The organism is Campylobacter concisus (assembly GCF_001891085.1).
Lineage (GTDB): Bacteria > Campylobacterota > Campylobacteria > Campylobacterales > Campylobacteraceae > Campylobacter_A > Campylobacter_A concisus_O.
Map to the genome: position 1 here is coordinate 1 of NZ_JXUP01000013.1, position 22,529 is coordinate 22,529.

Annotated in this window: 31 protein-coding genes; 19 read left to right on the plus strand and 12 right to left on the minus strand. The window is 38.5% G+C overall.

The window, feature by feature from the left end:
* Positions 1 to 286 precede the first annotated feature (286 nt).
* The 19 genes from TH67_RS09860 to TH67_RS09945 all read left to right on the plus strand — a co-directional run bounded on the left by TH67_RS09860 (position 287) and on the right by TH67_RS09945 (position 13,762).
* Positions 287 to 739: a hypothetical protein gene (locus TH67_RS09860; protein ID WP_180371759.1), complete on the plus strand. Its 453-nt coding sequence runs from the start codon at positions 287 to 289 to the stop codon at positions 737 to 739.
* A gap of 9 nt (positions 740 to 748) precedes the next feature.
* Positions 749 to 1,048 carry a hypothetical protein gene (locus TH67_RS09865; RefSeq protein WP_072595416.1) on the plus strand — a complete coding sequence of 100 codons (300 nt, stop codon included), beginning with the start codon at positions 749 to 751 and terminating at the stop codon, positions 1,046 to 1,048.
* Positions 1,045 to 1,191 carry a hypothetical protein gene (locus TH67_RS10430; RefSeq protein WP_180371760.1) on the plus strand — a complete coding sequence of 49 codons (147 nt, stop codon included), beginning with the start codon at positions 1,045 to 1,047 and terminating at the stop codon, positions 1,189 to 1,191. The genes TH67_RS09865 and TH67_RS10430 overlap by 4 nt, the downstream gene beginning before the upstream one ends.
* On the plus strand, positions 1,154 to 1,753 hold the full coding sequence (locus TH67_RS09870; protein WP_072595417.1) for a DUF7338 family protein: 600 nt from the start codon (positions 1,154 to 1,156) through the stop codon (positions 1,751 to 1,753). The genes TH67_RS10430 and TH67_RS09870 overlap by 38 nt, the downstream gene beginning before the upstream one ends.
* 89 nt (positions 1,754 to 1,842) lie before the next feature.
* Positions 1,843 to 2,331, plus strand: a complete 489-nt coding sequence (locus tag TH67_RS09875) for a DUF2829 domain-containing protein (protein ID WP_072595418.1) — start codon at positions 1,843 to 1,845, stop codon at positions 2,329 to 2,331.
* Complete coding sequence (locus tag TH67_RS09880) at positions 2,328 to 2,705, plus strand: hypothetical protein (RefSeq protein ID WP_072595419.1); 378 nt, start codon at positions 2,328 to 2,330, stop codon at positions 2,703 to 2,705. The genes TH67_RS09875 and TH67_RS09880 overlap by 4 nt, the downstream gene beginning before the upstream one ends.
* A complete protein-coding gene (locus TH67_RS09885) occupies positions 2,689 to 2,982 on the plus strand; it encodes a hypothetical protein (RefSeq protein ID WP_072595420.1) in 294 nt (97 codons plus the stop codon). The genes TH67_RS09880 and TH67_RS09885 overlap by 17 nt, the downstream gene beginning before the upstream one ends.
* On the plus strand, positions 2,969 to 3,193 hold the full coding sequence (locus tag TH67_RS09890) for a hypothetical protein (RefSeq protein WP_035142478.1): 225 nt from the start codon (positions 2,969 to 2,971) through the stop codon (positions 3,191 to 3,193). Before TH67_RS09885 ends, TH67_RS09890 begins: the two co-directional genes overlap by 14 nt.
* Positions 3,194 to 3,195: 2 nt before the next feature.
* Entirely contained in the window at positions 3,196 to 3,525 is a 330-nt protein-coding gene (locus TH67_RS09895; RefSeq protein ID WP_035143424.1) for a hypothetical protein, read from the plus strand.
* A complete protein-coding gene (nrdD, locus tag TH67_RS09900) occupies positions 3,515 to 3,700 on the plus strand; it encodes an anaerobic ribonucleoside-triphosphate reductase (RefSeq protein WP_072595421.1) in 186 nt (61 codons plus the stop codon). The genes TH67_RS09895 and nrdD overlap by 11 nt, the downstream gene beginning before the upstream one ends.
* A gap of 22 nt (positions 3,701 to 3,722) precedes the next feature.
* Entirely contained in the window at positions 3,723 to 4,277 is a 555-nt protein-coding gene (locus TH67_RS09905) for a glycosyl hydrolase 108 family protein (RefSeq protein WP_072595422.1), read from the plus strand.
* Positions 4,274 to 4,522, plus strand: a complete 249-nt coding sequence (locus TH67_RS09910) for a hypothetical protein (protein ID WP_072595423.1) — start codon at positions 4,274 to 4,276, stop codon at positions 4,520 to 4,522. The genes TH67_RS09905 and TH67_RS09910 overlap by 4 nt, the downstream gene beginning before the upstream one ends.
* On the plus strand, positions 4,519 to 5,121 hold the full coding sequence (locus TH67_RS09915; protein WP_072595424.1) for a hypothetical protein: 603 nt from the start codon (positions 4,519 to 4,521) through the stop codon (positions 5,119 to 5,121). Before TH67_RS09910 ends, TH67_RS09915 begins: the two co-directional genes overlap by 4 nt.
* Positions 5,122 to 5,160: 39 nt before the next feature.
* The gene (locus TH67_RS09920; protein WP_072595425.1) at positions 5,161 to 6,399 is read left to right on the plus strand and encodes a hypothetical protein; all 1,239 of its coding nucleotides are present in this window, start codon (positions 5,161 to 5,163) and stop codon (positions 6,397 to 6,399) included.
* 62 nt (positions 6,400 to 6,461) lie between these two features.
* Positions 6,462 to 6,761, plus strand: a complete 300-nt coding sequence (locus tag TH67_RS09925; RefSeq protein WP_072595426.1) for a hypothetical protein — start codon at positions 6,462 to 6,464, stop codon at positions 6,759 to 6,761.
* Positions 6,748 to 7,533: a hypothetical protein gene (locus TH67_RS09930; protein WP_072595427.1), complete on the plus strand. Its 786-nt coding sequence runs from the start codon at positions 6,748 to 6,750 to the stop codon at positions 7,531 to 7,533. Before TH67_RS09925 ends, TH67_RS09930 begins: the two co-directional genes overlap by 14 nt.
* On the plus strand, positions 7,534 to 11,478 hold the full coding sequence (locus TH67_RS09935) for a putative barnase/colicin E5 family endoribonuclease (RefSeq protein ID WP_072595428.1): 3,945 nt from the start codon (positions 7,534 to 7,536) through the stop codon (positions 11,476 to 11,478).
* Positions 11,478 to 13,526: a hypothetical protein gene (locus tag TH67_RS09940; protein ID WP_072595429.1), complete on the plus strand. Its 2,049-nt coding sequence runs from the start codon at positions 11,478 to 11,480 to the stop codon at positions 13,524 to 13,526. Before TH67_RS09935 ends, TH67_RS09940 begins: the two co-directional genes overlap by 1 nt.
* Positions 13,517 to 13,762 (plus strand): hypothetical protein, encoded by a 246-nt coding sequence (locus TH67_RS09945; RefSeq protein ID WP_072595430.1) that lies wholly within the window; start codon positions 13,517 to 13,519, stop codon positions 13,760 to 13,762. Before TH67_RS09940 ends, TH67_RS09945 begins: the two co-directional genes overlap by 10 nt.
* Positions 13,763 to 13,835: 73 nt before the next feature.
* On the opposite strand, the gene TH67_RS10750 is transcribed toward TH67_RS09945, so the two are convergent.
* The 12 genes from TH67_RS10750 to TH67_RS10000 all read right to left on the minus strand — a co-directional run bounded on the left by TH67_RS10750 (position 13,836) and on the right by TH67_RS10000 (position 22,492).
* Positions 13,836 to 14,156, minus strand: coding sequence for a hypothetical protein (locus tag TH67_RS10750; RefSeq protein WP_257638080.1), 321 nt, complete (start codon positions 14,154 to 14,156; stop codon positions 13,836 to 13,838).
* Complete coding sequence (locus tag TH67_RS10755; RefSeq protein WP_257638081.1) at positions 14,153 to 14,368, minus strand: hypothetical protein; 216 nt, start codon at positions 14,366 to 14,368, stop codon at positions 14,153 to 14,155. Before TH67_RS10755 ends, TH67_RS10750 begins: the two co-directional genes overlap by 4 nt.
* Positions 14,369 to 15,923: 1,555 nt before the next feature.
* Positions 15,924 to 16,127, minus strand: coding sequence for a helix-turn-helix domain-containing protein (locus TH67_RS09955; RefSeq protein WP_081370945.1), 204 nt, complete (start codon positions 16,125 to 16,127; stop codon positions 15,924 to 15,926).
* Positions 16,128 to 16,144: 17 nt separating this feature from the next.
* Positions 16,145 to 16,573, minus strand: a complete 429-nt coding sequence (locus TH67_RS09960; protein ID WP_072595431.1) for a hypothetical protein — start codon at positions 16,571 to 16,573, stop codon at positions 16,145 to 16,147.
* 10 nt (positions 16,574 to 16,583) lie between these two features.
* Positions 16,584 to 17,033 carry a hypothetical protein gene (locus TH67_RS09965; protein ID WP_072595432.1) on the minus strand — a complete coding sequence of 150 codons (450 nt, stop codon included), beginning with the start codon at positions 17,031 to 17,033 and terminating at the stop codon, positions 16,584 to 16,586.
* Between the two features lie 8 nt (positions 17,034 to 17,041).
* Positions 17,042 to 17,410, minus strand: a complete 369-nt coding sequence (locus TH67_RS09970) for a hypothetical protein (RefSeq protein WP_072595433.1) — start codon at positions 17,408 to 17,410, stop codon at positions 17,042 to 17,044.
* Between the two features lies 1 nt (position 17,411).
* Positions 17,412 to 17,621, minus strand: a complete 210-nt coding sequence (locus TH67_RS09975; protein ID WP_072595434.1) for a hypothetical protein — start codon at positions 17,619 to 17,621, stop codon at positions 17,412 to 17,414.
* Positions 17,622 to 17,630: 9 nt separating this feature from the next.
* Complete coding sequence (locus TH67_RS09980) at positions 17,631 to 18,092, minus strand: DUF736 family protein (protein WP_072595435.1); 462 nt, start codon at positions 18,090 to 18,092, stop codon at positions 17,631 to 17,633.
* A 74-nt stretch (positions 18,093 to 18,166) separates the two neighbouring features.
* On the minus strand, positions 18,167 to 18,748 hold the full coding sequence (locus TH67_RS09985) for a hypothetical protein (RefSeq protein ID WP_072595436.1): 582 nt from the start codon (positions 18,746 to 18,748) through the stop codon (positions 18,167 to 18,169).
* Between the two features lie 238 nt (positions 18,749 to 18,986).
* Complete coding sequence (locus tag TH67_RS10255) at positions 18,987 to 19,202, minus strand: hypothetical protein (protein WP_141081783.1); 216 nt, start codon at positions 19,200 to 19,202, stop codon at positions 18,987 to 18,989.
* Positions 19,192 to 22,107 (minus strand): phage/plasmid primase, P4 family, encoded by a 2,916-nt coding sequence (locus tag TH67_RS09995; protein WP_072595438.1) that lies wholly within the window; start codon positions 22,105 to 22,107, stop codon positions 19,192 to 19,194. The genes TH67_RS10255 and TH67_RS09995 overlap by 11 nt, the downstream gene beginning before the upstream one ends.
* A complete protein-coding gene (locus TH67_RS10000; RefSeq protein WP_072595439.1) occupies positions 22,100 to 22,492 on the minus strand; it encodes a hypothetical protein in 393 nt (130 codons plus the stop codon). The genes TH67_RS09995 and TH67_RS10000 overlap by 8 nt, the downstream gene beginning before the upstream one ends.
* Between the last annotated feature and the right edge of the window lie 37 nt (positions 22,493 to 22,529).

The window sequence follows — 22,529 nt, forward strand, 5'->3', positions numbered from 1 at the left end:
GATATAGCTATATCTAAGAATATTTGGTGCAATGTCAATACATATTAGGCACAAGATAGTAATAAACCGCCWTGTAAATAGCTTACAACTTAGAAGTATAGTAACAGATAGCTTAGGTAATAGAAATGTTTATGGTACTACAGGAAACGATTATAGAGCTGTTCAATATACATATTCTACTACTGGCACTGATATAGCCTACAAAAGTGTTGCAGGTAAGGAAGACAAACCAATATTTGCAACATCTAAACCTGCAAACGAAACTCGACCATACAATATGGCAGTAGTGTTCATTATAAAAGTCAAAAACGTAAATACTCCAACAGGTGGGCAAATCGATAAAACAATACTTGCCACCGAAACAAAAGCAGGCATCACAAAGCTCAAAAACACCATAACTGCCAAGCAAGAGGACGCAGCGGTAACCGAAAAAGCAGTTGCTGAAGCGATAGAGGCAAATAAAGGGCTAGGCATAGAGCAAGAATATAAAAACGTTACATCGCAAAGAAACATGAATGAAAACTATGAAAACACTACAGATAAACCAATATACATTTATTTGCTAATAAACAATGCCTATAAAGTGAATTTTGATGTGCTCATAAATAACAAAAAGATAATAACTCACGATGAGCCAGATAGATGCATTATAAATTTCATAGTCCCACCTAAAGCAACATATAAAATCATTCCAAACTCAACTCAATATGCAATCGTGTATTGGGATGAACTAAGATAAGGAGCAAAGATGAAACGATATAAAAATAAAAATAATGAAATTTATGCTTATGAAGATGACATAAGAGAAGAACTGCTGAATCAAAGAATAAAAGAGCTAGGACTAATACCAATAAGCGACGATGAAGCAAACAAGCTTTTAGAGCCAAAGGTAGATGAAAAAGCTAGGGCTTTAGCACAGCTTGAAGCGGATATAAACGAATGTGAGGATGATATAAAGCATGCTCTTATTATAGGCAATACTGCCGTGTTAGAGAGTTTAAGAAATGAGTATAAGGAATTAATAATTCAAAGGGAGGGGCTGAAATGAGAGTAAGGGTAAAAAGATGTGAAGTGTGTGCGAGCAAGCTTAAAGATGGTAACTGCACTTGGAGCGAGTGTCCTAAGTGCCCTAAGTATAAAGCAGAGGTAAAAGATGAAGCTAAACCAAAAGCAAAAACTACAAATTCTTAAAAATGTAGCTATTGAGTTACCTATCGAGATACTACACTTTATAGTAGTACCTATCGCTCTGCTAGCTTGCGATGAGAAAAGCGAGAATTTGCCTAAATGGGCGGCGTGGTTTGATGAGAACGACTATGGGATAAATGGCGACGACGGCTGGAAAAACGAGCACTTCCCAAACGGCAAAAATAAAACTTATTGGGCTAGGCTTTGTTGGCTATATCGTAACAGAATAGGAAACTTTAGTGCGAAGTATCTAGGTGTCAAAGTTGAAGATATAGATGCAAGCAGTGTTAAAAGTGTCGGTAATACTCTAGCTACAGAAAACAAAGGCAGAGAAAGCACTCAATGCCTAGTGACTTGCAGGCTTAAAGATGGATGTGAGCGCTTTGGTTATTACCGTGAGATTAGATACGGTAAATCTAAGTTTTATTGTAGGATATATCTAGGATGGAAGCTTATGGATATTTGTGGGATGGATGAAGATAACAAAAACACATATCTTGAAGCAGATGATAAGAAAGTGCTTAAAAGTGTTTGGTGCGTAAATCCGTTTAAAATGGTTAAATAGCGAAGCCATCCATAAAGAATTTGGTGGCCATAGTTACCGTCTATTGACGGCTGTATTTTTTATAAATTTTATTAAATAAAGGAGACATAATGCAAAAGTACATAGGAATGAAAGAGATTAAAGCTATGCCAATGAGTCGTGGAGAATACAATAAGCTACGTGGCTGGGAAGTACCTACGGATGAAAATCCAAATGATGAGGGCTATCTTGTAGAGTACGCTGATAGTAAGAAAAATCATCCAAATTTTGATGGGTATATCTCATGGTCACCTAAAAATCTTTTTGAAGCTGCCTATCAAAATATCTCTGATGGGTTTGATTTTGGCTCTGCGATACGTTTTTTAAAACAGGGTAAAAAGGTAGCTCGCAAAGGTTGGAATGGTAAAGGGATGTTTTTATTTTTGGTCAAAGGATCTAAATTTATCGCAAATCGTGAACCACTTTTATCTATTTTTGGTGAGGGGGAGGAGATTGATTACTGCCCTCACATCGATATGAAGACGGCTGACGATAAGATCGTGCCGTGGCTTGCTAGCCAAACAGACGTTCTTGCTACTGACTGGGTGCTAGTAGAATGAATTTTTTAATTGCAAATAAACTTTGGCTAATCGTAATTGGTGGGTTAATGGGTGTAATGCTAGGACTTGGAGCTGAAATTTACAGTCTAAAAGGTGGTATTAAAGACGCTAAGGCTGAACTAAAGGAAGCACAAAACGAGCTAGCGATAAAAGAGGCAATTAGTGCAGTTGTCAAAGCAAATCTCGAGGCGTGTAACGCAAAGATCGAGTTGCAGAATGTTAAATTTAAAGAGCTTGAAATAAAAAAACCTGATGTAAAAAAGACACAAGAAAAAGCTAGGAGAAAATTTGATGGTATCAAGCCACTGGTTACGCAAAGCTGCGAAGAGAAGCTGGAGCGTTGCGAAAGGATTTTTGATGAGCTGGCACGTTAAGATCACGCTTTTTCTTGTCGCTATATTTTCAGGCTGTGCAAGTAAAGAGCCACAAATCATTAAGCAAACAGAATATCAAGATGTATATATCACAGTATCTTGCATCGATAAAATGCCACAAAAACCAGAGCGAGACAGAAACGATCCAGATAATCAAAAAAAGATAGCAGAGTATTTTAAAGCCTGCGAAGATCTTCTAAAGCAATGTGTGCATGCAAATGTGCCGCAATCTAGTACGTCCGCAGCAAAATGGGGAGAAAAAAATGAGCGAGATTAAGCTACTACCAAAAGCAAAAAGCAAAATTAGGCGCTGTTTGGTATTGTTGCTTGGTGGTTTGTTTATGGTAGTGTTTAGTGTCGCCCTGTACCGCCTTTATGGCAATATTTTTTACAATGAAGAGATGAAGCTCACAGCTTTGGCCATCACTCAGGGTGTAGTAAATGTTCTATTGAGCCCGGCAAAGATAATTAGTATCTTTAGAGCATAGTCGTGGAATTACATTATTTATTTTATGTATTAATCATAGGTTGTGCAGGCTCTATCACCGCTTTTATAAAAAATGGTGGTGGAGGCATAAAAATTTTACTCAAACGAACGTGGGACGGCTGCTTTAGTGCATATGTAGTTTATGAGATAGCTTACTTTTTTGCCAAGGATGAACACGTGAGTTTTGCAATTTGTGGTGTGGGTGCTTGGATGGGAAGTGAGGCACTGATCTTTGTTAGAGACTTTGTATCAAGCAAGGCTGGAAGGAGATACGATGGCTATGACGACTATGGCGGAAATTTTAAACATGAGGAGTTTGGTGATGACAAGTAGTGAGATCTTGCATGCCTTGCAAGCACAGCGCACCAGATGCACCGTATGGAGTAGAGTTATGGGTTATCACCGTCCAGTAGAGGGCTTTAATATCGGTAAAAAAGGCGAGCATAAAGAGCGAGTATTTTTTGAGGAAAATTTTAGCACGTCAAAGCAATGTGTTAAAAAATCTTAAAAAATTAACATAAGGAGTAAAAATGGCAGATTTTAACAATGCTTTTCAAATTTTAATGGGTTTAGAGTTTAGTCGCCCTGAAAAAGCTTTACACAAAAATCCTACCGAGCGTGAGTGGACATTTATGGGGATATATCAAAAGTATCATTCAAGCTGGAAAGGCTGGAATGAGATACTTGCTGCGTTAGCATATGGCGGCGATACCGAAAAAATATCAAGGATGTTGTTTGATAACAAGGATCTTCGTGATGAAGTTTGGAAATTTTACAAGCAAAAGTATTGGGATAGGATGAGGCTTGGTGAAATTAATAGTCAGTTAAAGGCCAATGAAATGTTTATCTTTGGTGTAAATGCTGACACAAAACCTGCCATAAGAGTTGCACAACGAATAGCTGGTGTAGTAGATGACGGCATAATGGGTGAGATAAGCTTGGCAGCTATAAATAAAGTAGATGAAGAGAAATTTGACAAAGAGTTTGATAGAGCGGAGCTTGAACACTACAACATGCTAATTAAACAAAATCCAAAATTGAGAGTCTATGCCAATGGCTGGAGAAGAAGGGCGGAGGCAGTATGACTATTGAAGAATTAGATGAAAAAATAAAAAAACAACAGACACAAATAGATGATCTAAAAAGTAAGGTTTTGTCTTACGAGAGCTCATTTGGTGATATAAGTAATGCCATAAATGCGCTATCTGGCAGGATAAGTGATATAGAAAATAACGGTATTAAGACGGCTGTTGGTGGTTTACAAGAAGAGGTTAATGTACAGAAGTTAAAAATAAACAAATTAGACAGAATAAGAAAGGGATTAGCATGAGCGCGATCAATTATAAAGATAATTTTGTAGAAAATTTTGAAGCAATTTTGGCAAGTAGTACTGGCGAGCGCTCGATATATCAAAAGGCTTTAGCTCATATAAAAAGCGAGTTTGATAACTTTCAGATAACAGATGATGCTAGGGCTAAATTTATAACCTCGCTTATGGCTGAGATGACGATCGCCTTTACAACAAAAGCAATGGATGCAGCCGGTGATGTTGCAACCAAGGCTTTAACGTTAGAAAAAGAGCTTGAAGCTTTGGAGCTCAAAAACCAAGGACTTAGAGATAGACTAGAGCTTGATAAACAAAATTTACAGATGCAAATAGAGCTTACAAAGGCTCAAACCGAAAAGACAAAGGCTGAAACTAAACTGGCCGAGGAGCAACAAGTAGCCATAAAAGAGCAGATAAATGACAATAGAATAATAAAAGCTGGCATGATGACTGGCGATTTTATGCAAAATGTCTCTAATGGAAATCTTAGCGTGCCTTCTGATATGTTTGAGTATCTCTTTAATATAATCGATGAGATTATCAAAAGAGCTGGTATAAATATTAAAAAGGTAAAAAATTTTAATTTACCTAAAATAAAATGAGCAAAATGGCCCCAAAGGGGGCATTTCTGAGCGAGTAAAATGAGCCAGTTTATAGCCTTTGATGACGAACTAAACATAACAAACAAAGAGCCAGATGATCTTTTTAGCTATCTAGCTGGCGGAGAACTTTATGCTAATACCTTTGCTGCCGGTGCTGCTTATGCAATCGGTAGGACTTCTAATATAAATTACACTTCTATCTTTTTGCCTTTTTTTGTAGATAAGATCTCGTCTATGATGGAGCTTAATGAGGATTTTGTTGAGTTTGCACTGATGCCTATGCAAATAATCTTTTATAAAACAGCTGATGAAAAGAGGCGAGAGAAAGAGATATATGATGAGATAAGTGAAGATACCGACAAGATAGTAAAGCTAGCCAATAGGTTACATGAAAAAAGCGGTGGTAAGATGGGTTTTTCTATGGATGATGGATCTATTAGTAAAAGAACTGCCACTGATGGAAATTTCCTTAGAGAGTTGGTGGAACAAAGGCAAAAGGGCTTTTTTAAACAGACTTTGCAAAACATAGCATATGCCAAATTTGGAGTTGTTGGTGCGATAGTTGCCGGATGGGCTTATGATGGAAAGATAAGTGGTGCTGTTGTAGCAGATGTCGTAAGCCAAGTCTCAACTGCAAAAATTGCAGATGTAGCTGCAGGACTTTTAGGTAAAGCTTTAGGACTGCAAGCCGGATTTGCTACGCTAGGGCTTAGTATGGTATTGGGGTCTATTTTAAATGAAGCCTTTGAAGTAGCTAGTGGGCTTGACATAAGCTATGGTTTTGGTGGTGATATAGCAGGATTTAATGAGATAGGTCATGGGATATATGAAGCACCTTTATCTTTTTTGGATGGAGTAAAATCTATGTTTGGTGGTGTACCAACAAAAGATTTGGCATATGATAAAGAGAGCTATCAAAGAACTGGGCAAATAGCTGGCATAAAAACTAAATTTGGAATGTATATAGGTCAAGTTGGCGACAATCTAGTAAGTGGTAAAGAAAAGGGACTAAACAAGAAAGAAAGAGATAGTGCTTTGGGTATGGCTAGGAGTATGGCCAGGGATCTTGATAAAGCTTCAAAGATGAGTCGTAGCGACAAGAGTAGACAAAGGCAAGCTGAGAAACATGGTAGTTCTAGTGGTAGCTCTTCAGGTATGAGTCGTAGTGAAAAAAGTAGACAAAGACAGGCAGAAAAACATGGCAATGCTGGTAGAAATAGCTCGCATGATAGAAACGGCGCTGGTAGAAATAGTGCTAGTGGTGGAGCTACAGGATAGTAAAAATATATGTTTTTTAGGAAATGTCCTAGTAATAATATCATTAAAAAAGGAGTTAAGAAATGTGGGATTTTTTAAAAAATTTAGGAGATAAGGCTAGCCAAAATGCAGATGGACTAAAAGCATTTGGATCATTGCTTGGTGCTGGTGCTGGGATATGGAGTGCGGTAGAGCAAGGAAGGCAAGCTAAAAAGCAAAATGATCTAGCCATGAAAAACTACAATCTAAATTTGCAAATTTTAAAAGATGAGAAAGCACGCCAAAAGCAGATGCAGCAAAATTTAGAGCAAGGTTGGGCTAGATCAGCAGCTGGCATGAGTGATAAGGAAGAAGAGGAGAAAAAGAAGAATGGGCTACTTTAATATAGAGTTTTTAAGACGTCCAGAATTAAGTCCGCTAAGTCCTAAAGCTGGATATGCTGTTGGGCTTGGTGCTGTTGCAAATGGTATAAAAGATGTGGGAGATATAGGACTAAATCGTCAAAAGATAGATGATGAAAATAAGAGATATCAAGAGGAAAAGCTCTTTAGAAACGATGAGCTAAATTTTAGAAAAAACGCACATGCTGATACAATGAAGGCTAGAGGTGATGAGCTAGCGTATCAAAAAGACAAAGACGAAAAAGACCGCATCTTTAATGAGAAAAAGCTAAGTATAGATGAGCTAAGAGCAAATAGAGATAGGGCTGTGGATATGGCTAGGGTCAATACTCAAGCTAACTACTATAACACGCTAGCACAGGAGCGTGCCGATAAGATAGAGCGACAAAAACAAGAAGATGCTGCTAATGTAGCGGCATTTAGACAATTTTTCCCAAATGAGACAAAGGGCAAGAGTGATGCAGAGGTTCTGGCCATAGGAAATATAATGCAACGTTTTAGCAAAAATAAGGCTGCCACAGGTGATGATGACTGGGTGAAAGTAAACGCGGCTACATATAACGAATATGCGCACCTTGGAGTGGCAAGAAATACCAAAGATGGATACTATCTTAATAAAAATTTTGTAGATGAGCTAACAAAGGAATCATCTGCTAGAAGTGAGGCAAAAGGCAATCAGGCTGAATATAAAGATAGACAAAAAGACTTATCAAAGAAAAAGCCACTTATTTTTGGTGATGATGGAGAGATGTAAATGGCTATTACCATACGTGAATATTTGGGCGATGAAAAGATAGCACAATTAGAAAACATGGGGTTTTTGCCAAGCTTGATCACAGATATGGCTAAACGTCAGTATGCTGCCGATAAGCAAGCCAAAAGAAAGGAACTTTCAAATGTCGGCTTGGATGGAAAACTAGTTCAAAGTGTAATGCACGGAGATATCGATGAGGAAGAAGCTAAAAATGCACAAAAATTTGAAGATTTTGGCTCAAAAAAACATGGCTGGGGTCTAGGTGCTGCTAAGACACTCACAGGTATAGCCAATACTGCCGAGCGTGTAAGTGATTTTATAAATCCATTTTATGAAGGCAAACATGACGAAAATGGAAATTATATCTATCAAAATAGCATAGAACAAGCTCTGCGCCCTAAAATCAAAAGTGCTGAGAAGTTGCGAGATGATTATGAAAAGGCAACTGGCGAGACGTCATGGGGTAGCCGTTTAGCCGAAATAGGCACAGAGATGGTTGGCGATCCTGTAAATTTTATAGGTGGAGCTGGACTACTTAGCAAAGGCAGCAAGCTAGCTCAGTTTGGCAAAAAGACCTTATTTTTCGCAGGTACTGGTGCAGCAAGCGGTGGTGTAATGGCTCTTGGTGAAGGTAAAAACGATGAAGAGACATTGAAAAATATAGGCTACGGTGCAGCCGGTGGTTTTGTTTTGGGACACGCGATAGATCAAGGCATCCAAGGCATAAGTAGGCTCATAGCAAAGCGTCAAGCAAGTAGGGTGGCAAATGAGGCTGATGTAATAGAGAGTGCTCAAAATAGCGAGTTTTTAGATGGCGGCAATAGTGCCAGTGGAGATAGTGTGGGCGCTGAGTTGAAAGAGGCTCAGACAATGACTGCTAGGGAATTTGCCACAAAAGAGGCGGGACTTGATGAAGATACGGCCACAAATGTATTAAAAGAGGCTATGCAGGGCAAAGAAAAAAGCGACTGGACGGATGCAGACACTTATGCAGATATAGTTAAATTTAAAAACTTTGAGATCCAAAGAGACTATGCTAAAGCTTATGGTGAAAGGATACAGACCGCGCAAGCTAGTATAAATAATGCAAGAGAGCAATCAGCTATAAGATACGCAGATACGCAAAAAGCCATTAATGAATATCAAAAGCAAGGTATGTCACCAAGTGCGACTAGGGAGCTAATCAATGCTAAATTTAAGCCAACTGCAGATGAAATAAACTATACTAGAGCCTATAACGACGGAGCGGACGTGGATGCTAGACTTGCTGGACAAGGAATATTTTATGCGCTTGAAAAAGATATTGCAGCACAGGCTTATACTCCAGAGATTTATGCCACAAGGCTAAAACAAAGAGGTTTTAGTGATGAGAGTGTGCAGGCCTTTACACAAGCATACATAAATAAAGATATAAACATTGCCAAAGACTATGCAAATTCAAAAGTGGCCCAAGTGTATGAGAATAAAATTCAAGCACAAATAGCTAACGAGATCAGAGATAGAGATGAATTAGGGGGTGGTTTTGTCAATGAAGAAGCAAAAAATAACGGATTATCAGATAGCGTTTCTGATATCGGCGATAATGCAAGCCGAACAGGAGAACGACAAGGAGACGATGAGGAAATATTACGCAAAGGCGGACGCAATACTTCAAGCACTAGCCAGACAAAGCGGACAGCCCAGAGCGATGAGCAAATGGAGCAGCGACCAGCCTTTAAAACAGATGGCGATACTGATGCCACAGCTGCAAGCAAGCAAATGGTGGAAGAACAAGGAAGCGGTGATAATGAGATAAGAGGGCATGTAGGGCAAACGCAAGAAGAGTATAAAAAGCTTGTAAATGAATATGATGTTGATAAATTCTTAAGCGACAGAGAAAATGTGTTATCTAAAGATGCAAGGCATGGAAAAAGTAGGATAACTGACAGAACCATTGAAAGCAACGACGGAGTTGGCGGCTGGGAGTATAAACTAACTCCAGCAGGTTATGAAAAAAACTATAAGGCTGATTTTTTAACTACAAAAGCTGACGTCGCAAAGATAAGAGCTGGCAAGATGGATGAGGCTACTTTTAATAAACTAAAATCTGATCTTGAAAGCAGTGATGCACTAGGCTATGAGTATAAAAAAGGGAGTGAATATGCTGATATGGAAGACTTTGAGCGAGAATTTGGAAGTCTATATAATCCAAAAGGTGGCAGAAATATCAACGCTAACTCTCATATAGCAAGTGGTTTGGTTGGTGGCACACTAAATTCTATCGATGAAGATGGAAGTTTTAATCCAAATAGATTCGCAGCTGGATTTTTAGTGGGGCTTGTTGGTAGCAAAGCTGCGGTTGTAGCACTAAAAAAAGTTGCTCCAAAGTTTTATGATAATCTTATGAATACAGCAAAAGGTTTTTCAAATAAAGGTATAAAGGAAATAAGAAGAGAGATAGAAAAAACAAACGGCATAGTGCCAATCAAGGAATTTGGCGAAAATTATGCGGAGTTTTATCATAATGGTGAAGGTGCTGTGCAAAAACTACTAGCCGAAAAACAAGGGCAAGTAGCAGGTGCTTTTTATAGAAAAGAATTAGGTGATATAGATCTTGTTTGGGGAAAAGTTTGGCAAGATCAAAAAGGCGCATTGCAAGGATATGGACTGGCTAAAATCAAGGCAAAACATCCCGAGATAACGGCTGAAAATTTAGACGATGTGATAAAAAACGGACAAACAAAAATAAGGCAAAATGAAGCGATTCAAATAGAAAAAGATGGTTATAAAGTCGTATTAAAAAATAATTGGATGGGCGAAAAAACACCAAATAAATGGATAGTAACAGCTTATGAAAAAGAGAGGAAAGTATCAAGTATATCATCTGATACTTTTACAAAAGGAGATAATCATCCTTTAACCTCTAATGAAATTATACCACAACAAATACAAAAGGGAGCGTATCGAGATAGAAGTAATGCAAAGTCGGAAAACGCTAAGTTTGTTCAGTCTAGCGATATTACAAGCAAAGACGTTGAGGCTAACGCAAAGGATAGTTCTGTTCTTTTGCCAACCGACGATCATATTATATCCAAAATCACAGAGACATCAAGTGTATCATCTGATGTCTTTACAAAAAGGGATAATCTCACTTCAGCCGCTTTTGAAAAAGATAGTGCTTTTGCCAGCAGGACAGACTTTGACAAAACTCCTATCAAAGCGGACGTGAAGACTGCCACGCCGAGCGATTCTGTCCAAGGCTCTGCGGCTAAAAGCCCAATAGAACACTCTTCGGACGGTAAGAGCATTATACAGCAAAACGAAGAAAAAGTCTATCACAGACGCAATATAGAAGAGATAAAGCACGAACATCCAAACGTCGAAAAAGAGCTAGATGATAGTATAGCCGTGATGAAAAAAGAGAGCTTTAACGATATAAATTTCAAAAATAGCTTGCTAAACAAATTTAGCTCCAAAGAAATAACTACACAAGAACTAGGTAAAAGCATAAATTTGAGTGATAAGCAACTCTCTGTCCTAAAAAACGATATAAAAAATACAGACTTTAAAGTAATCAGTGATAGTAAAATTTACTTTGACAAGATAGGTAAAGATGGAGATAAAAAGAGATTTTTTATAGATATAGCAGAAGATGGAAAGATAAGAGTAGACGCATACGCAAAGTCTCAAATAGATAATATACCTATAAAAGAGAATGCGCTTCAGGAGTTAGCTGGCGTAGGAGATAGAGCAAGGCTAAAAAATATGAGCTTTGAAATAAAGGCAGCATATTTTAATGAGTTAGATCCTATCAAAAAAGAGGCGATACTAAAGACTGCCGAGCTAAACAAGCTAAAAAAGGCAGCTCAGAGTGGAGATAAGGTGGCTGTAGCTAAATTTGAAGAGTTTAAAGCTAAAAACCTAGACAAAGATGGAAATATAAAAGACGGATTGAGGTTGTGCTAATGAGTGAAAAATGTCCATTAAAAGAGATACAAGAAAGATCAGGTAAGCTACTAGACCGTTGGGCGCTGAAGGTTGATGATATCTTTGATAAGGCAAGCCTTGGGCTTGATAAAGCTGCAAAGTGGACTGATGAAAACATACCATTTGCTGGCAAGTTATTAGATATCAGAGAGCATGCCAAAGAGATAGACGATCTGCTAGGAGAATATCATAGAGCAACAGCTGCCATATATACTCAAGCTGGGCAATTTAAAGAGTATCTTGGCAAACTAAGCCTAGAAAATAGGAAGGCGATGTTTAAGGCGCTAGATGGTGAGATGAATCCAGAAAAACTACCAGAATATGTAAGGCCACTATACGAAAAAGTGCGTAAGACTATCGATGACGGCGCGCAGGCTCTAGTGGATGCTGGAGCACTAGAATCAAAAAATGTTATCAAAGACTACGTCAAGCACTACTATAAAAAGCACCTAGACGAGGCTAAAGAAAACGGCCGTATCGCAAAGGCGCTAAGGCAAAGCAAATTTTTTGCTAGAAAACAGATGAGCTGGGAGCAAAAGCAGCTAAGACAGATCGAGGACGACGCGGCCTTTGCAGTCACAAACACGATCCTAGAGCAAAAAAAGCAGCTCCTTAAGGCTCAAACGCTAAAGCTTTTTGCAGATAAATTTGCAAAAGACGCACCGCCTGAGGGAGCAGAGGGGCTAAAGTGGGTGAGGATGTCTGATGAGAGTGCGGGTGGTGGCATAAAAAAGTATGGAGCACTAGCTGGTAAATACGTCCCAGAAGATGTCGCTAAAGCTCTAGCTGAGGCTGAGTTGTTAGGGCGTGAGATGGCGAAATTTAACAATATGTATTTTAAACTGATCGATCACGTCAAGGTAAATGTGACTGTAAAAAATCCTTTTACACACTTATATAACTTTGGCTCAAATATGGCTCTAGCGTTTTTACATGGAGATTTTAATGAAGCAATTAAAACTACGGCTGCATGGATGAGAGGGGATAAACAGTTTAAAAAGTGGGAGAATCTCGCTAACTCGCTAGGGCTTGATAGTCATCTAAACGATCTCGAAGGTCTGGTAAAACCTTTGCAAAGCGAGTCAAAAGGCAATATCTTAACCAAGGCATTAAAAGAAGCGTATATGGCCGAGGGTAGCTGGAGTGGCGAGAAAGCTAGATATCTATACTCGATGGAGGATAAGGTATTTAAAATAGCTAGGTTTAAGAAAAATCTTGAAATTATTGCCAAAGACAAGGGCTTTGACGTAAATGACTTTAGCAAATTTAGTGCAGATGAGCTAAAGGCTGCGATGAAAGATGCGCAGTATTCATATGTTGATTATTCTACTCACTTCAATGGCACTCTAAAAATGATTGATAAAACGGGGGTTCAGCCATTTTTACACTATGCTGTAAAATCAACTCCGATGGTACTAAAGGCTGCATTAAAGCGTCCGGATAGATTTTTGATGATGCAAGCCATGCTGGCTTATAGTGGCGGCAGTGCATGGCTGGGTGCTGATAATGAGCGAGATAACCTAGCAAAACCGGAGTGGGCTGAAAGTGGTGCACTGCCAAACTTGGTGGGCGTAAAAAGCTGGATGAGAGTTGGTAATACAAACTGGTATTTTAACTCTGGCCGCTTGGTGCCTGGATTTAGGTTTGATGGATTTGACAAGCTAGAGTTTAACGGAGGCTTTGTAGGAGGGGCTATAAATATAGCAAGTGGTAAGAGCACGCTAGGCTATAAGATAGAAAGTGATGATGATCCTAATACTGTAAAGATGACAAAAAGGTTGCTCGAGCTAACAAAAAGCTACTTTCCGCCACTCTCACCTCTTGGCCGCTATGGACAGCAGCTAGGAGCGCAGGGGGTAGCCAATATCACTGGAGCAGATATCGCACCAAAAGACTATAACAAAGATGAGCTAGGGTTTGGTGGGATAATGGCAAGAGGTCTTGGCGTTAGGCGTTTTGATAAAGGTAAGGAGTACAGCAAGGAGCTAAAAAGGCTCGAAAAGAGTATGAAGAACTCGTGCCAGTAAAGATACCAAACTCAAAAGATGAAGAGAAGGTGGCAAAGGCAAAAGCTCACAATGAGAGGATCGCAAAGCTAAGTGTTGCGGATCTGCGCGAGGCTAAGGCGAGGGCAGAGGCTAAATTTAAACGTATAAAAGACGCTGCGAGTGCTGATGGCGTGAAGCTAGACATAGGGCTTTTGCGTCAAAGCAGGCAAAGTGGCGGTTCTTTTGGAAGCTCTAAGATCAAATTTCCAGAGTAAAGGGTGCTCCTTTACTTTTAGTAAGATTTCGGTTATAATTAATCTACAATTCACCGGGGGCGCTTTAAAGCCCTCACTTAAGATATCCTTTTAAATCTTCATTAAAACAGCACAAAATATCATCTATAAAAAGCTTTAAAATTTCAGGGTCTACACCTACTACTATGCCATCTAAGTTAGTCGATATACGCGGTGTGCCATCGGTGTTTAGCTTATATAGATTTTCCCAATGTAAAGCCCTATTTCTAATGGTCAGAAGTAGCGAATAGCATATCTTTACTTTTTTATAATTTAGCATAGTGCTTTTGCTTTGCCGATTAAATTTAGAGTATTTTGATAAATTTAATCCACGCAGGTCAAGTAGATCGTTGTGTATTTTGTTTTGGTCTATCACTCTACACCAATAACCAAATGTTGGCGTGATATGAAAACGCTATCCATGTTTCCTAAAATTTGTGCTATTTTATTTCTAGTAATGATTTCGATGATACCAAGTTTTGGTGCTAGATCGCCAATAAGTAGTAGATTTGCCCTATGCTCATCTTCACTAGTGTATGCTTTTAGTCTATCTCTTGAAAAAAGCTCATTAAGCTCTTTAGATTGCATGTTTAACCTTTATCTTTTATTATTGTGCAATTTTATCAATTTTTTATTCAAACTTATTCGACATGTGTTTTGTTTAAGGTTTGTCGCCTTAACTACCATGTGATTAGCAAAGTGCTATCGTAGGATTATTACAATATGCAAGCGGCGGCGAGGGCGGCGAGGGCGATTGGCTTTTGCTTAGTAGTGGTGGCATAAGTTCGAACACCAGTAGCGGCCAAAGCAAGTAATGAGATGGATTGTCGGGGTGGGGTGAGTGTGCGAGTTTTTGAGAGCAATCCCAGCCCATTTTTCCATATTTGGTGGTTTTTGTGGTTTTTGATATGCGATTGGCGTGGATTTGGCTTGTTTGGTGGCTTTTTGGTGAATGATCTGGCGTTGTTTTTAGTGTATGGTGGCTAATTTGACTGGATATCTACTGCAAAAAAACAAAATTTACACGCTGGTTGTTGTCTATTTTTTGGCTTTTTGGCAAAAAATGGCTTAAGGTTAGTTTGGCAAAAATAGTCAAAAAATGGTGTGAAAATTTAGTCATGAAAATTATACTTTTCAATACTAAAAATAAAAGAGTGCCTAAAATACGGCTTTTGTGTGTAGTAAAGAGAAATGGTTTAAGGTTAGAGCGAGCAAATTTGGCTAATTTTTAATGAAAAATGGCGATTTTGTTTAAGGTTAGAATGGATTTTTGTAAGGTGGATTAGTTTTATTTTTTAAGCTTTGGTATGGTTTGTGGTAATATTTAATAGCGTGAGCGTGCAAAAACTCAACTGTCAAAATTTCTTTTACAGTTGCGTTGTATGGTTTGATAGAGAGATGATACGGAATGCTTGGGTGTGCGAGCTTTGAGATAAAAACTTGTATGGATTCTTGGTTGGGTGCGTCTGAGATGACGAAGCGTTGGACGAAATGTGTGGAAATTTGTGGATTGTTTCTCGCTTGTGATTAGGAAATTACGAAAAATTACGAGGCAATTTAATGTGTCTATTGGTCTTTGCGTGGGCGTGCTTGCTATGTGGGCTCGGCTAGAGTGTGATGCGTTGGTTGGTTTGTGTGAGCTGCTCGCTAGATCAAAGCTGGCCATAAAATCTTTGATAGGGGGGGCTATGAACCCACTTGGCCTGCGCCATACAATACTACAGTCACACTAAAAATTTTAAAATTTTCAAACCTTTTTCATATTGTGGGCGGTTAAAATGGCGATAATATCACAAAAATGCACTTTTATCTAACATGTCGATAAAAAAATAAGTAAAAATTTTCTTTGTAAAGCCAGCTGCTTGAACGCGTCAGCGTTGGAGCTTGCGATCAAGACAGTTGCGCTAAATTTTTAGCGATAGTAACTAAACGCTCTTGTAGGCATTTTGGTGGCATCAAAGAAAAGATGTTTTGATAATTTTATAGGGTGCGGCGAGTTCGCCGCTTAGTTTTGTGTGTTTATTTGTGATTGCAAGCTTGTAAGCCACTATTGAAAGAGTGTTGGTAGTTAATCTTGGGTCTTTTTTTAGTATTATCATAACTATGGCCAAAATTGCATTCATACTCAGTCTTTTATAGAGCTCTAAGCTCTAGATGGTGAAACTACTGAGGCTTCAAGAAATGCCATGATCTCGCTTGTGGAGTAGAGGACATTTTTGCGAGTGATGGCATACTTTTTAAATTTACCATCTCTGACGTAGCGCCATAAGGTTACGGCGTTGCACTTTAAAAGCTCGCAAGCTTGTTTAGTAGTGATAGGATCTGTTATAGGTAAAAGTGGTGTCATTTTTTATCCTTTAGTTTTTATGGTAGTCTAAAGCCAAGCGCGTAAAGAGGGCTAAAGTCGCTAAAATTTGATAACTTTTCTACTATCTCGGCTCTCGTTGCACGATAATCCGTTTTATGCCAAAAGCCGTCTTCGTCTTTATACTCCCAATACCAAAGGATATCGTCGCAATAGACATAATCGTCTACGTTTCTTTCTCTTTTTATGTATGAGCTTTGGTAAAAATGACTTTTGGGATGTAGCGGCTCGCCTTCGCTTCGTTTCCATATCATTAAACCGGTGCCCTCTGATTTTTGTATTTTGGGCTTTATACGATAGTCATTAAGCTGCCAATCCCAAGTGGGGGTAATCGATGTTTCCCAAGTGGTTTCTCCAAAAAGTTTAACCTCTATTGTCTCGCCTTTATCGTAAGCTTGCATTACTTCGATCATTTCTTGCGTCGTCATTTTTTATCCTTTAAATATTTTCAATGTAAAAATACGCTAGGTTCTGGCTGTCCTCGGCTTCCTTGCTGTATTTCGTGTCGTAACTTTTGTTTAGAATATACGCTATCTTATCTTTATTGCAAGCGTAAAATTCAGCCAGTATGGGTGCTAATCTCTGCCCTTTACGGTTATTTGGTGCAAATTTTAGATAGAGCAGGTCACAAGCAAGCTGTGGTGCTGTGGTGCTAAAATCACTTTTGCAAATGCTGGCTTTGTTTTCAAGGGCTGTTATCTGAAGTTCTATACGCTCTTTAAATGCGTAGTAGTGCTGCACAATAGGCGACATAATTTTAATCAACTCATCTATAAATTTACTCGCCTTTTTGTTGATGAAAAGCCCTAGATCTTGCGTGCTGTCCATCTTTAAAAATGAGTAAGCCATCACAAAGATGGCTGCGTCTTTTAGCTCGTTTGTAGTCATTTATTATCCTATATTTCAATCGCCCCGAACAGCGCGCCCGGATCGTAAATCGCATAGTCGTTTAGCAAAGCGTGGTTCATCTCCATCAAAATACCTTTTGAGCTTTGAGTGATGTCTGGATCACAAGTTTTTTCACTAGGTATAAATATTGCGCCACAACTATCAAGCTGTTTTAGGCAAATTTTCATGACTTCGTCATAGCTTAAATTTCTATAGGCTGAGTTACTTAGAACTGGGCTAAATAGCTCATACTTCTCATCGCCGTTAAAATACTCGTTGGCTTCTGCTAGCGCCTTGATGGCTACCTCTCTTGCCTTTTTCTTATCGTTCCCAAATACCGAGTAGGGACTACAAACGTAAATTTTAAAAGTTTCCATACTAAAAATCCCTATGATAAATATTGATGGCTTCTAGAAGAGCTTTTGCTACATCTTTGTCTAAATAGTAGGCTAAATCTCCAAGTGAGATTTCATCTAAAGAATCGATAGCTTTTGCAAGATGCACGATCTTTTGCTTTTTTAAATTGCCACTTAGGAGATCTAGAAAATCACCTACTTCACATTCTTCTACATTTATTGAAATTTCCATATCATCTCCTTAAAATGGTATATCTTGATCATCTTCATAAAAATCGGTGTTTGTATTTTCACTAGGCGGTATATCTTGTTGCTCACTGCGTCTAGGAGCGTTCCAAGCAACATCATATAGCATGCCCTCTTTAGAGTTCTCTCCAGCGTTAAAAAGGGCTATATAGACTTTATAGCCTGGCACTGCTGGCGTTTCTATAAAGCCACTTAAGTAGCTTTTTGTGCCATCTTTGCTCTTTCTGCCCCATAGTGCACCTATTATCTGTCTGCCACCTTCATAGCCTTTTGGCTTTTGAAGGGCAAGATGAAAGCCTGGAAAGTCTTTATTTTTCTGCCTGTCTTCTGCGCTTGTGCCAAACATCACGACATCTATGGGTCTTAAAAATGGGATCATGATAGTCCCACCTATATATCCAATCTCCTCGCCATCAGAGTTTTTGTAGCTTTTGCGTTTAAAATATCCTACATTCATCTTTTTTCCTTTATAAATTTGCTAAATTTTGAAATATCGCTAAGATAATAACTAGCATAAAAGCCAGCATAAGCCTAAGAACTAGTTTTTTCATCTTGTACCTCTGCATCGATAACATCCTCCTCAAACTCAACCTTGACCCCATTTAAACGAGATAAAAGCTGCTGAGCTGAAACAGCCTCTGGTGGCATGATGGCTAGGCGATCTAGCATCTTGTCGCTTCTACCAGCTGAGAGGGTAGAGATAAATTTCGCTCGCTCAAAGTCCTCGTCGCTAAGTGTGCCAGTCTCTCGCTGCTTTGCTACTATGCGCTTTGCTTCGCCCTCCATGATCTCATAGCTAGCAGCTAGCAAGACATTGTTTCGCTCGATATCAACCTTGGTGTTTTTTACTACAGTTTCCAAGCTTGATCTTTGAAGCAAATTTCTAGTTTGCTTATCCTCGCTCATAGCTAGAGTTACTTTGTTTTGCAAGGCTTGCACCCAGTTAAAATCCTTTTTCCAGCGGTTTATAGAGCTGCTTGATCCTTTTAACCCTAAAGCCTCAAGCTTTGAAGCTAGCTGCTCCTCGCTAATAGGCTTATAGTCGCTCTCAAACGTCGCACTTTCAAGGTATATCTCAAAGGCCTTTTGCTGCGTTTCGTTCATCTGCTTCATCTATTTTCCTTTTTTGGCTCGCTTGGCTCATGTGGCTCATAATCACTAAAAAATAGTGAGCCACCCCAAACCCCTAAAATACTTAATTTTATAAATTCTTTGGCTCATAAGTTTAAACTTCTTGAGCCACCATTTAAATACGATATTATCGTTATTTAATAGCTTAAGTTTTCTCTTTGGCTCACCATTTTTTATATATATAGCTATGAAAAAAATTTTTAAAAATAAAAAAATAATTTCAAACCAATATAGGGGCAAAAATGGCGAGATTGTGAGCCAACAGCACGCCAAGCCCCATAAAAACGGCTTTTTGCTGGCTCAAGAAAAATAAAAATCGTGAGCCAGAAGTGAGCCACCCAGATGTAAAACATCTATCAAACGCCCTAAAATAGGACACTTTGTAGATATTTTTAGTTAAAATCATCGTGAGCCACAAGAAAAGATTAGTTTTCATCGGCTTTTGCTCCATTGGCTTGATAGTGGTTTATCTGGTTTATGATAAGTTCGCCACCGTTTTCTATCTTTACACTATCAAAGTCGAGATTGTCGCTGCTTACCCTAAAACCAAAGAAGCACCTTGGTCTATCGCCAACTCCAATATAGTTTGCTGACATGCGTTTTTGGCCATAAGAGCAACTTATGCCAGCAAGGGTTAGTTCATCACGTAGGGCTTGAGCAAAGTTCTTTTGTGTGAGAGGCTTACCGCCTTTGTCGTTCATGTATGCTAGATAAACCTTATAAAGTGGCACTGACGGCACAAAATAGTCGGCATCTGCAATAATCGCATCTTTAACAAAGGTACGAAGCGGATTTACGCTATCTTTATACTCTTCAAGCTCAGTTTGCATGCGTTTAGAGCGAGTAAATTTGTTCTGAATAATAAGGCGTTTTAGTCCTTCAAGAGCTAGATTAAATATACCTCCTAGCTCATCATTAAAGCGATCACTAAGGCCTCTTATTTTCTGATTATCTTTTACTTCTTTATCAAATACAATAAGCAACATTCTTCTAAAAACGCCATTATCTATGCCACTTTTTGGCTTTTCATTGCCAGCAAATGCTAGCTTTGGCTTCTCGTTTGGAAGCAAAGAGTAGGGCTCTTCGTTTTTTGGGTTTATAGTGATCGCATCTTTTGTACTGACGATAGCTTTTAAGTTCGCTAGCTGTCCTTTATCGGTGCCGTTTTTGTCGATCTCGGAGCCAATGTTTAAGAGTTTGTTTGTAAGCGCGCAAAGCTGATGCCCTTCAAATTGTTGAAGCTGGAGAGATGAAACATTATCCTCACCAAAAAAGTTTCTAATGGTGTCTAATATAACACTCTTGCCGTTCGCGCCACTTTTGCCGTATAAAAATAAAAAACTTTCAAACTCATGGCTAGGAATAAAGCAATAGCCAATAAACTCCATAAGTGTTTTTATGTCGTCTTCATCGCTCATAATATCGCGTAAGAATTTATTCCACTTTGGACACTTGACAGAAGGATCGTAGTTAAATTTTAAAATATTTGTAGCAGCATCTTTATAGTCGTGCTTTTTCTTAAATGTAATAACGCCATTTTTACTAATAAAAATCGTGCCATTTAATAAATTTATGACGCGGCGAGATTCGTGAGATTTTATCTCATCTAGATCTAGCGATAAGCTAGTTAGATCCTCAACTATCTTATTGACGTTTTCGCGGCTTTGTTTTTTCTTATCTACATACGCAGCAGCCATCCAATGAGAGTGAATAAATTTGGCCAACGCATTGGTATCTATCTGCATGAAATGGTTACTTGCCCAAACGTGTAAATTCTTTTTATACTCACCCAGGCGGTAGCCTAGCTTTAAAAAAGTCTGATTTAGACTTGCTACCATATCCGTAATATGCGTTTGATGATAGTTTGTTCGCATAGTCTTGTTTATGCGGAAGGCATCGCTAAAAGCCTTTGAAAAACGCTCAAAATTTTGCTCCTCTTGCTCAGTAAGAAGGAAACTTTGGATATAAGCTTTTTTAAATTCCTCATATCTCTCACCCATTTTTCTCTCTAACTCTTTTGCACTATTTAGCACTTCATCGACATACTTGTCATCAAGTTCGCCTTTTACTGGAAAGATATTTATAAAATTACCTTCTTCATCTCTTGCTAGTATCTCGGCCTTGATTTGGCGAAATTCTTTGATAGGTAGATTTTGTTTAAATTTATCAAGCTTTGCCGAAAGGTTTGGAAAGTATTCGCATATCTCATCTATAACGACGTTCGTCGGTTCAAAACAGCTAAAGGCTACTACTTCAAGTGGGCTAGCATTTTGAAATTTAAAGGCATGGTCATAGAGATAATCGCTAATATCATAGCCTTTTGAGAAATTTTTACCGATCATATAAAATAGCACTATTCGTACGCTTCTAGCTACATCTTTGATCTCATAAAATTTCTTTATCGCATTTTCATATCCGGCCTCATCGTGATCAAACCAGATAAATACATGCTTATCTCTTAGAAGCTCTTTGTATTCTTCCCAGCTAGCAGTTACACCACCAAGTGTCAAGGCACAAACATTAAAACACATCAAATTTAATGCGTCTTTTTCGCCTTCACAAATGACTACATTGCTACCTTTGTAGTCATCATAAAAATTTAGAGGAAAAGGGCTAGCATGTGCGCCACTTTCACCTATCCACTTTCCAGGCATTCTCTCACTTGTCAGCTCACCCTTATACGTGTCATAGGCAAATTTCTCTCTATACTTGATATTTACTGGTACGCCGCTAGAGTCTCTTATGATGATGGCTAGACTTTTATGTTCAAAGCTATATCCTATAAGTTCGCGGCTATATGAATCAAAGTTATTGACTTGTGTTGGGAATAGTGCTGAAATTTGATCTTTGATAAGATCGTAATTTTTAAGCTTATTTTCCACAAGTTGTGGAGCTATCTTGGCCAGCCTAGCTTTAAGGGCAAGCTCTTTTTTTGCTCTTTGCTCAGCTTCTTTTTTCATACGAGCTTCATTTTCAGCCTTTAAAATGACTTGATGTGCTTCATAGGCTGCTTTCTCTTCCTCACTCATCTCTTTTGCGTTGATGGTATTTGGGATGCCGAAGTGATCACAAACTTTTTTGGCTGCTTGAAGTGGTGAGAGATGCTCTTTTAACTCAACAAATTTTGTTATATCCCCACTGGCATTGCATGCAAAGCATTTAAAGAATGCACCGTTAGAATCAGAATTGATACCAAGACTTGGTGTATTATGACCATGGTCATGAAACGGGCAATAAGCATTTCCGCTTTTAAACTCTATGCCATAAACACTTTGCACAAAATCTTTAAAATCATGCTTAGATATTGTTTGTTTTATCGTTTGAAATATATTATTATCCATTATGCACATCCGAAAAGAGACTATTTTCTTTTATAAATTTCTTTAAAATTTCTACGACTTCATGTGCAAACTCAGGGTTTTTAAAACGAAAACGCCTAAAATAAAAATAAATTGCAGCTTTGTTTTTACCAGTATGCTTTGAAACGTAGTCCGCGATCTCGCTTTCACTCGATGCGCATTCAAGTGCTTTGTAGTATATATCTGCCACTTCATCAAAATGTGGGCAAAGGTAGTTTTGTTTAACGAAAAGGGCGTGCTCGTATATTTTAAAGCGGTCATGCCTATCATGCTTGCGGTCAAGATAGCTTAAATTTTGTAGATTTTTCTTACATGTTTCAAGTATGCTAGCATGATCTACACGTATATACTCCCTCATCGTTGTCATGAGCTAGCTCCTTTTTTTAAAAAACAAAGCCAACATG

Bases quoted from the DNA above. Each gene is read 5' to 3' on its own strand.
- TH67_RS09970 (WP_072595433.1), bottom strand. From the start codon at position 17,410: ATGGAAACTTTTAAAATTTACGTTTGTAGTCCCTACTCGGTATTTGGG.
- TH67_RS09915 (WP_072595424.1), top strand. From the start codon at position 4,519: ATGAGCGCGATCAATTATAAAGATAATTTTGTAGAAAATTTTGAAGCA.
- TH67_RS09925 (WP_072595426.1), top strand. From the start codon at position 6,462: ATGTGGGATTTTTTAAAAAATTTAGGAGATAAGGCTAGCCAAAATGCA.
- TH67_RS09865 (WP_072595416.1), top strand. From the start codon at position 749: ATGAAACGATATAAAAATAAAAATAATGAAATTTATGCTTATGAAGAT.
- nrdD (WP_072595421.1), top strand. From the start codon at position 3,515: ATGACAAGTAGTGAGATCTTGCATGCCTTGCAAGCACAGCGCACCAGA.
- TH67_RS10000 (WP_072595439.1), bottom strand. From the start codon at position 22,492: ATGACAACGATGAGGGAGTATATACGTGTAGATCATGCTAGCATACTT.
- TH67_RS09955 (WP_081370945.1), bottom strand. From the start codon at position 16,127: ATGACACCACTTTTACCTATAACAGATCCTATCACTACTAAACAAGCT.
- TH67_RS09995 (WP_072595438.1), bottom strand. From the start codon at position 22,107: ATGGATAATAATATATTTCAAACGATAAAACAAACAATATCTAAGCAT.
- TH67_RS09980 (WP_072595435.1), bottom strand. From the start codon at position 18,092: ATGAATGTAGGATATTTTAAACGCAAAAGCTACAAAAACTCTGATGGC.
- TH67_RS09875 (WP_072595418.1), top strand. From the start codon at position 1,843: ATGCAAAAGTACATAGGAATGAAAGAGATTAAAGCTATGCCAATGAGT.
- TH67_RS09885 (WP_072595420.1), top strand. From the start codon at position 2,689: ATGAGCTGGCACGTTAAGATCACGCTTTTTCTTGTCGCTATATTTTCA.
- TH67_RS09940 (WP_072595429.1), top strand. From the start codon at position 11,478: ATGAGTGAAAAATGTCCATTAAAAGAGATACAAGAAAGATCAGGTAAG.
- TH67_RS09890 (WP_035142478.1), top strand. From the start codon at position 2,969: ATGAGCGAGATTAAGCTACTACCAAAAGCAAAAAGCAAAATTAGGCGC.
- TH67_RS09880 (WP_072595419.1), top strand. From the start codon at position 2,328: ATGAATTTTTTAATTGCAAATAAACTTTGGCTAATCGTAATTGGTGGG.
- TH67_RS09960 (WP_072595431.1), bottom strand. From the start codon at position 16,573: ATGACGACGCAAGAAATGATCGAAGTAATGCAAGCTTACGATAAAGGC.
- TH67_RS09920 (WP_072595425.1), top strand. From the start codon at position 5,161: ATGAGCCAGTTTATAGCCTTTGATGACGAACTAAACATAACAAACAAA.
- TH67_RS09905 (WP_072595422.1), top strand. From the start codon at position 3,723: ATGGCAGATTTTAACAATGCTTTTCAAATTTTAATGGGTTTAGAGTTT.
- TH67_RS10430 (WP_180371760.1), top strand. From the start codon at position 1,045: ATGAGAGTAAGGGTAAAAAGATGTGAAGTGTGTGCGAGCAAGCTTAAA.
- TH67_RS10755 (WP_257638081.1), bottom strand. From the start codon at position 14,368: ATGCAATCTAAAGAGCTTAATGAGCTTTTTTCAAGAGATAGACTAAAA.
- TH67_RS09975 (WP_072595434.1), bottom strand. From the start codon at position 17,621: ATGGAAATTTCAATAAATGTAGAAGAATGTGAAGTAGGTGATTTTCTA.
- TH67_RS09985 (WP_072595436.1), bottom strand. From the start codon at position 18,748: ATGAAGCAGATGAACGAAACGCAGCAAAAGGCCTTTGAGATATACCTT.
- TH67_RS09870 (WP_072595417.1), top strand. From the start codon at position 1,154: ATGAAGCTAAACCAAAAGCAAAAACTACAAATTCTTAAAAATGTAGCT.
- TH67_RS09930 (WP_072595427.1), top strand. From the start codon at position 6,748: ATGGGCTACTTTAATATAGAGTTTTTAAGACGTCCAGAATTAAGTCCG.
- TH67_RS09935 (WP_072595428.1), top strand. From the start codon at position 7,534: ATGGCTATTACCATACGTGAATATTTGGGCGATGAAAAGATAGCACAA.
- TH67_RS09965 (WP_072595432.1), bottom strand. From the start codon at position 17,033: ATGACTACAAACGAGCTAAAAGACGCAGCCATCTTTGTGATGGCTTAC.
- TH67_RS09910 (WP_072595423.1), top strand. From the start codon at position 4,274: ATGACTATTGAAGAATTAGATGAAAAAATAAAAAAACAACAGACACAA.
- TH67_RS10255 (WP_141081783.1), bottom strand. From the start codon at position 19,202: ATGAAAACTAATCTTTTCTTGTGGCTCACGATGATTTTAACTAAAAAT.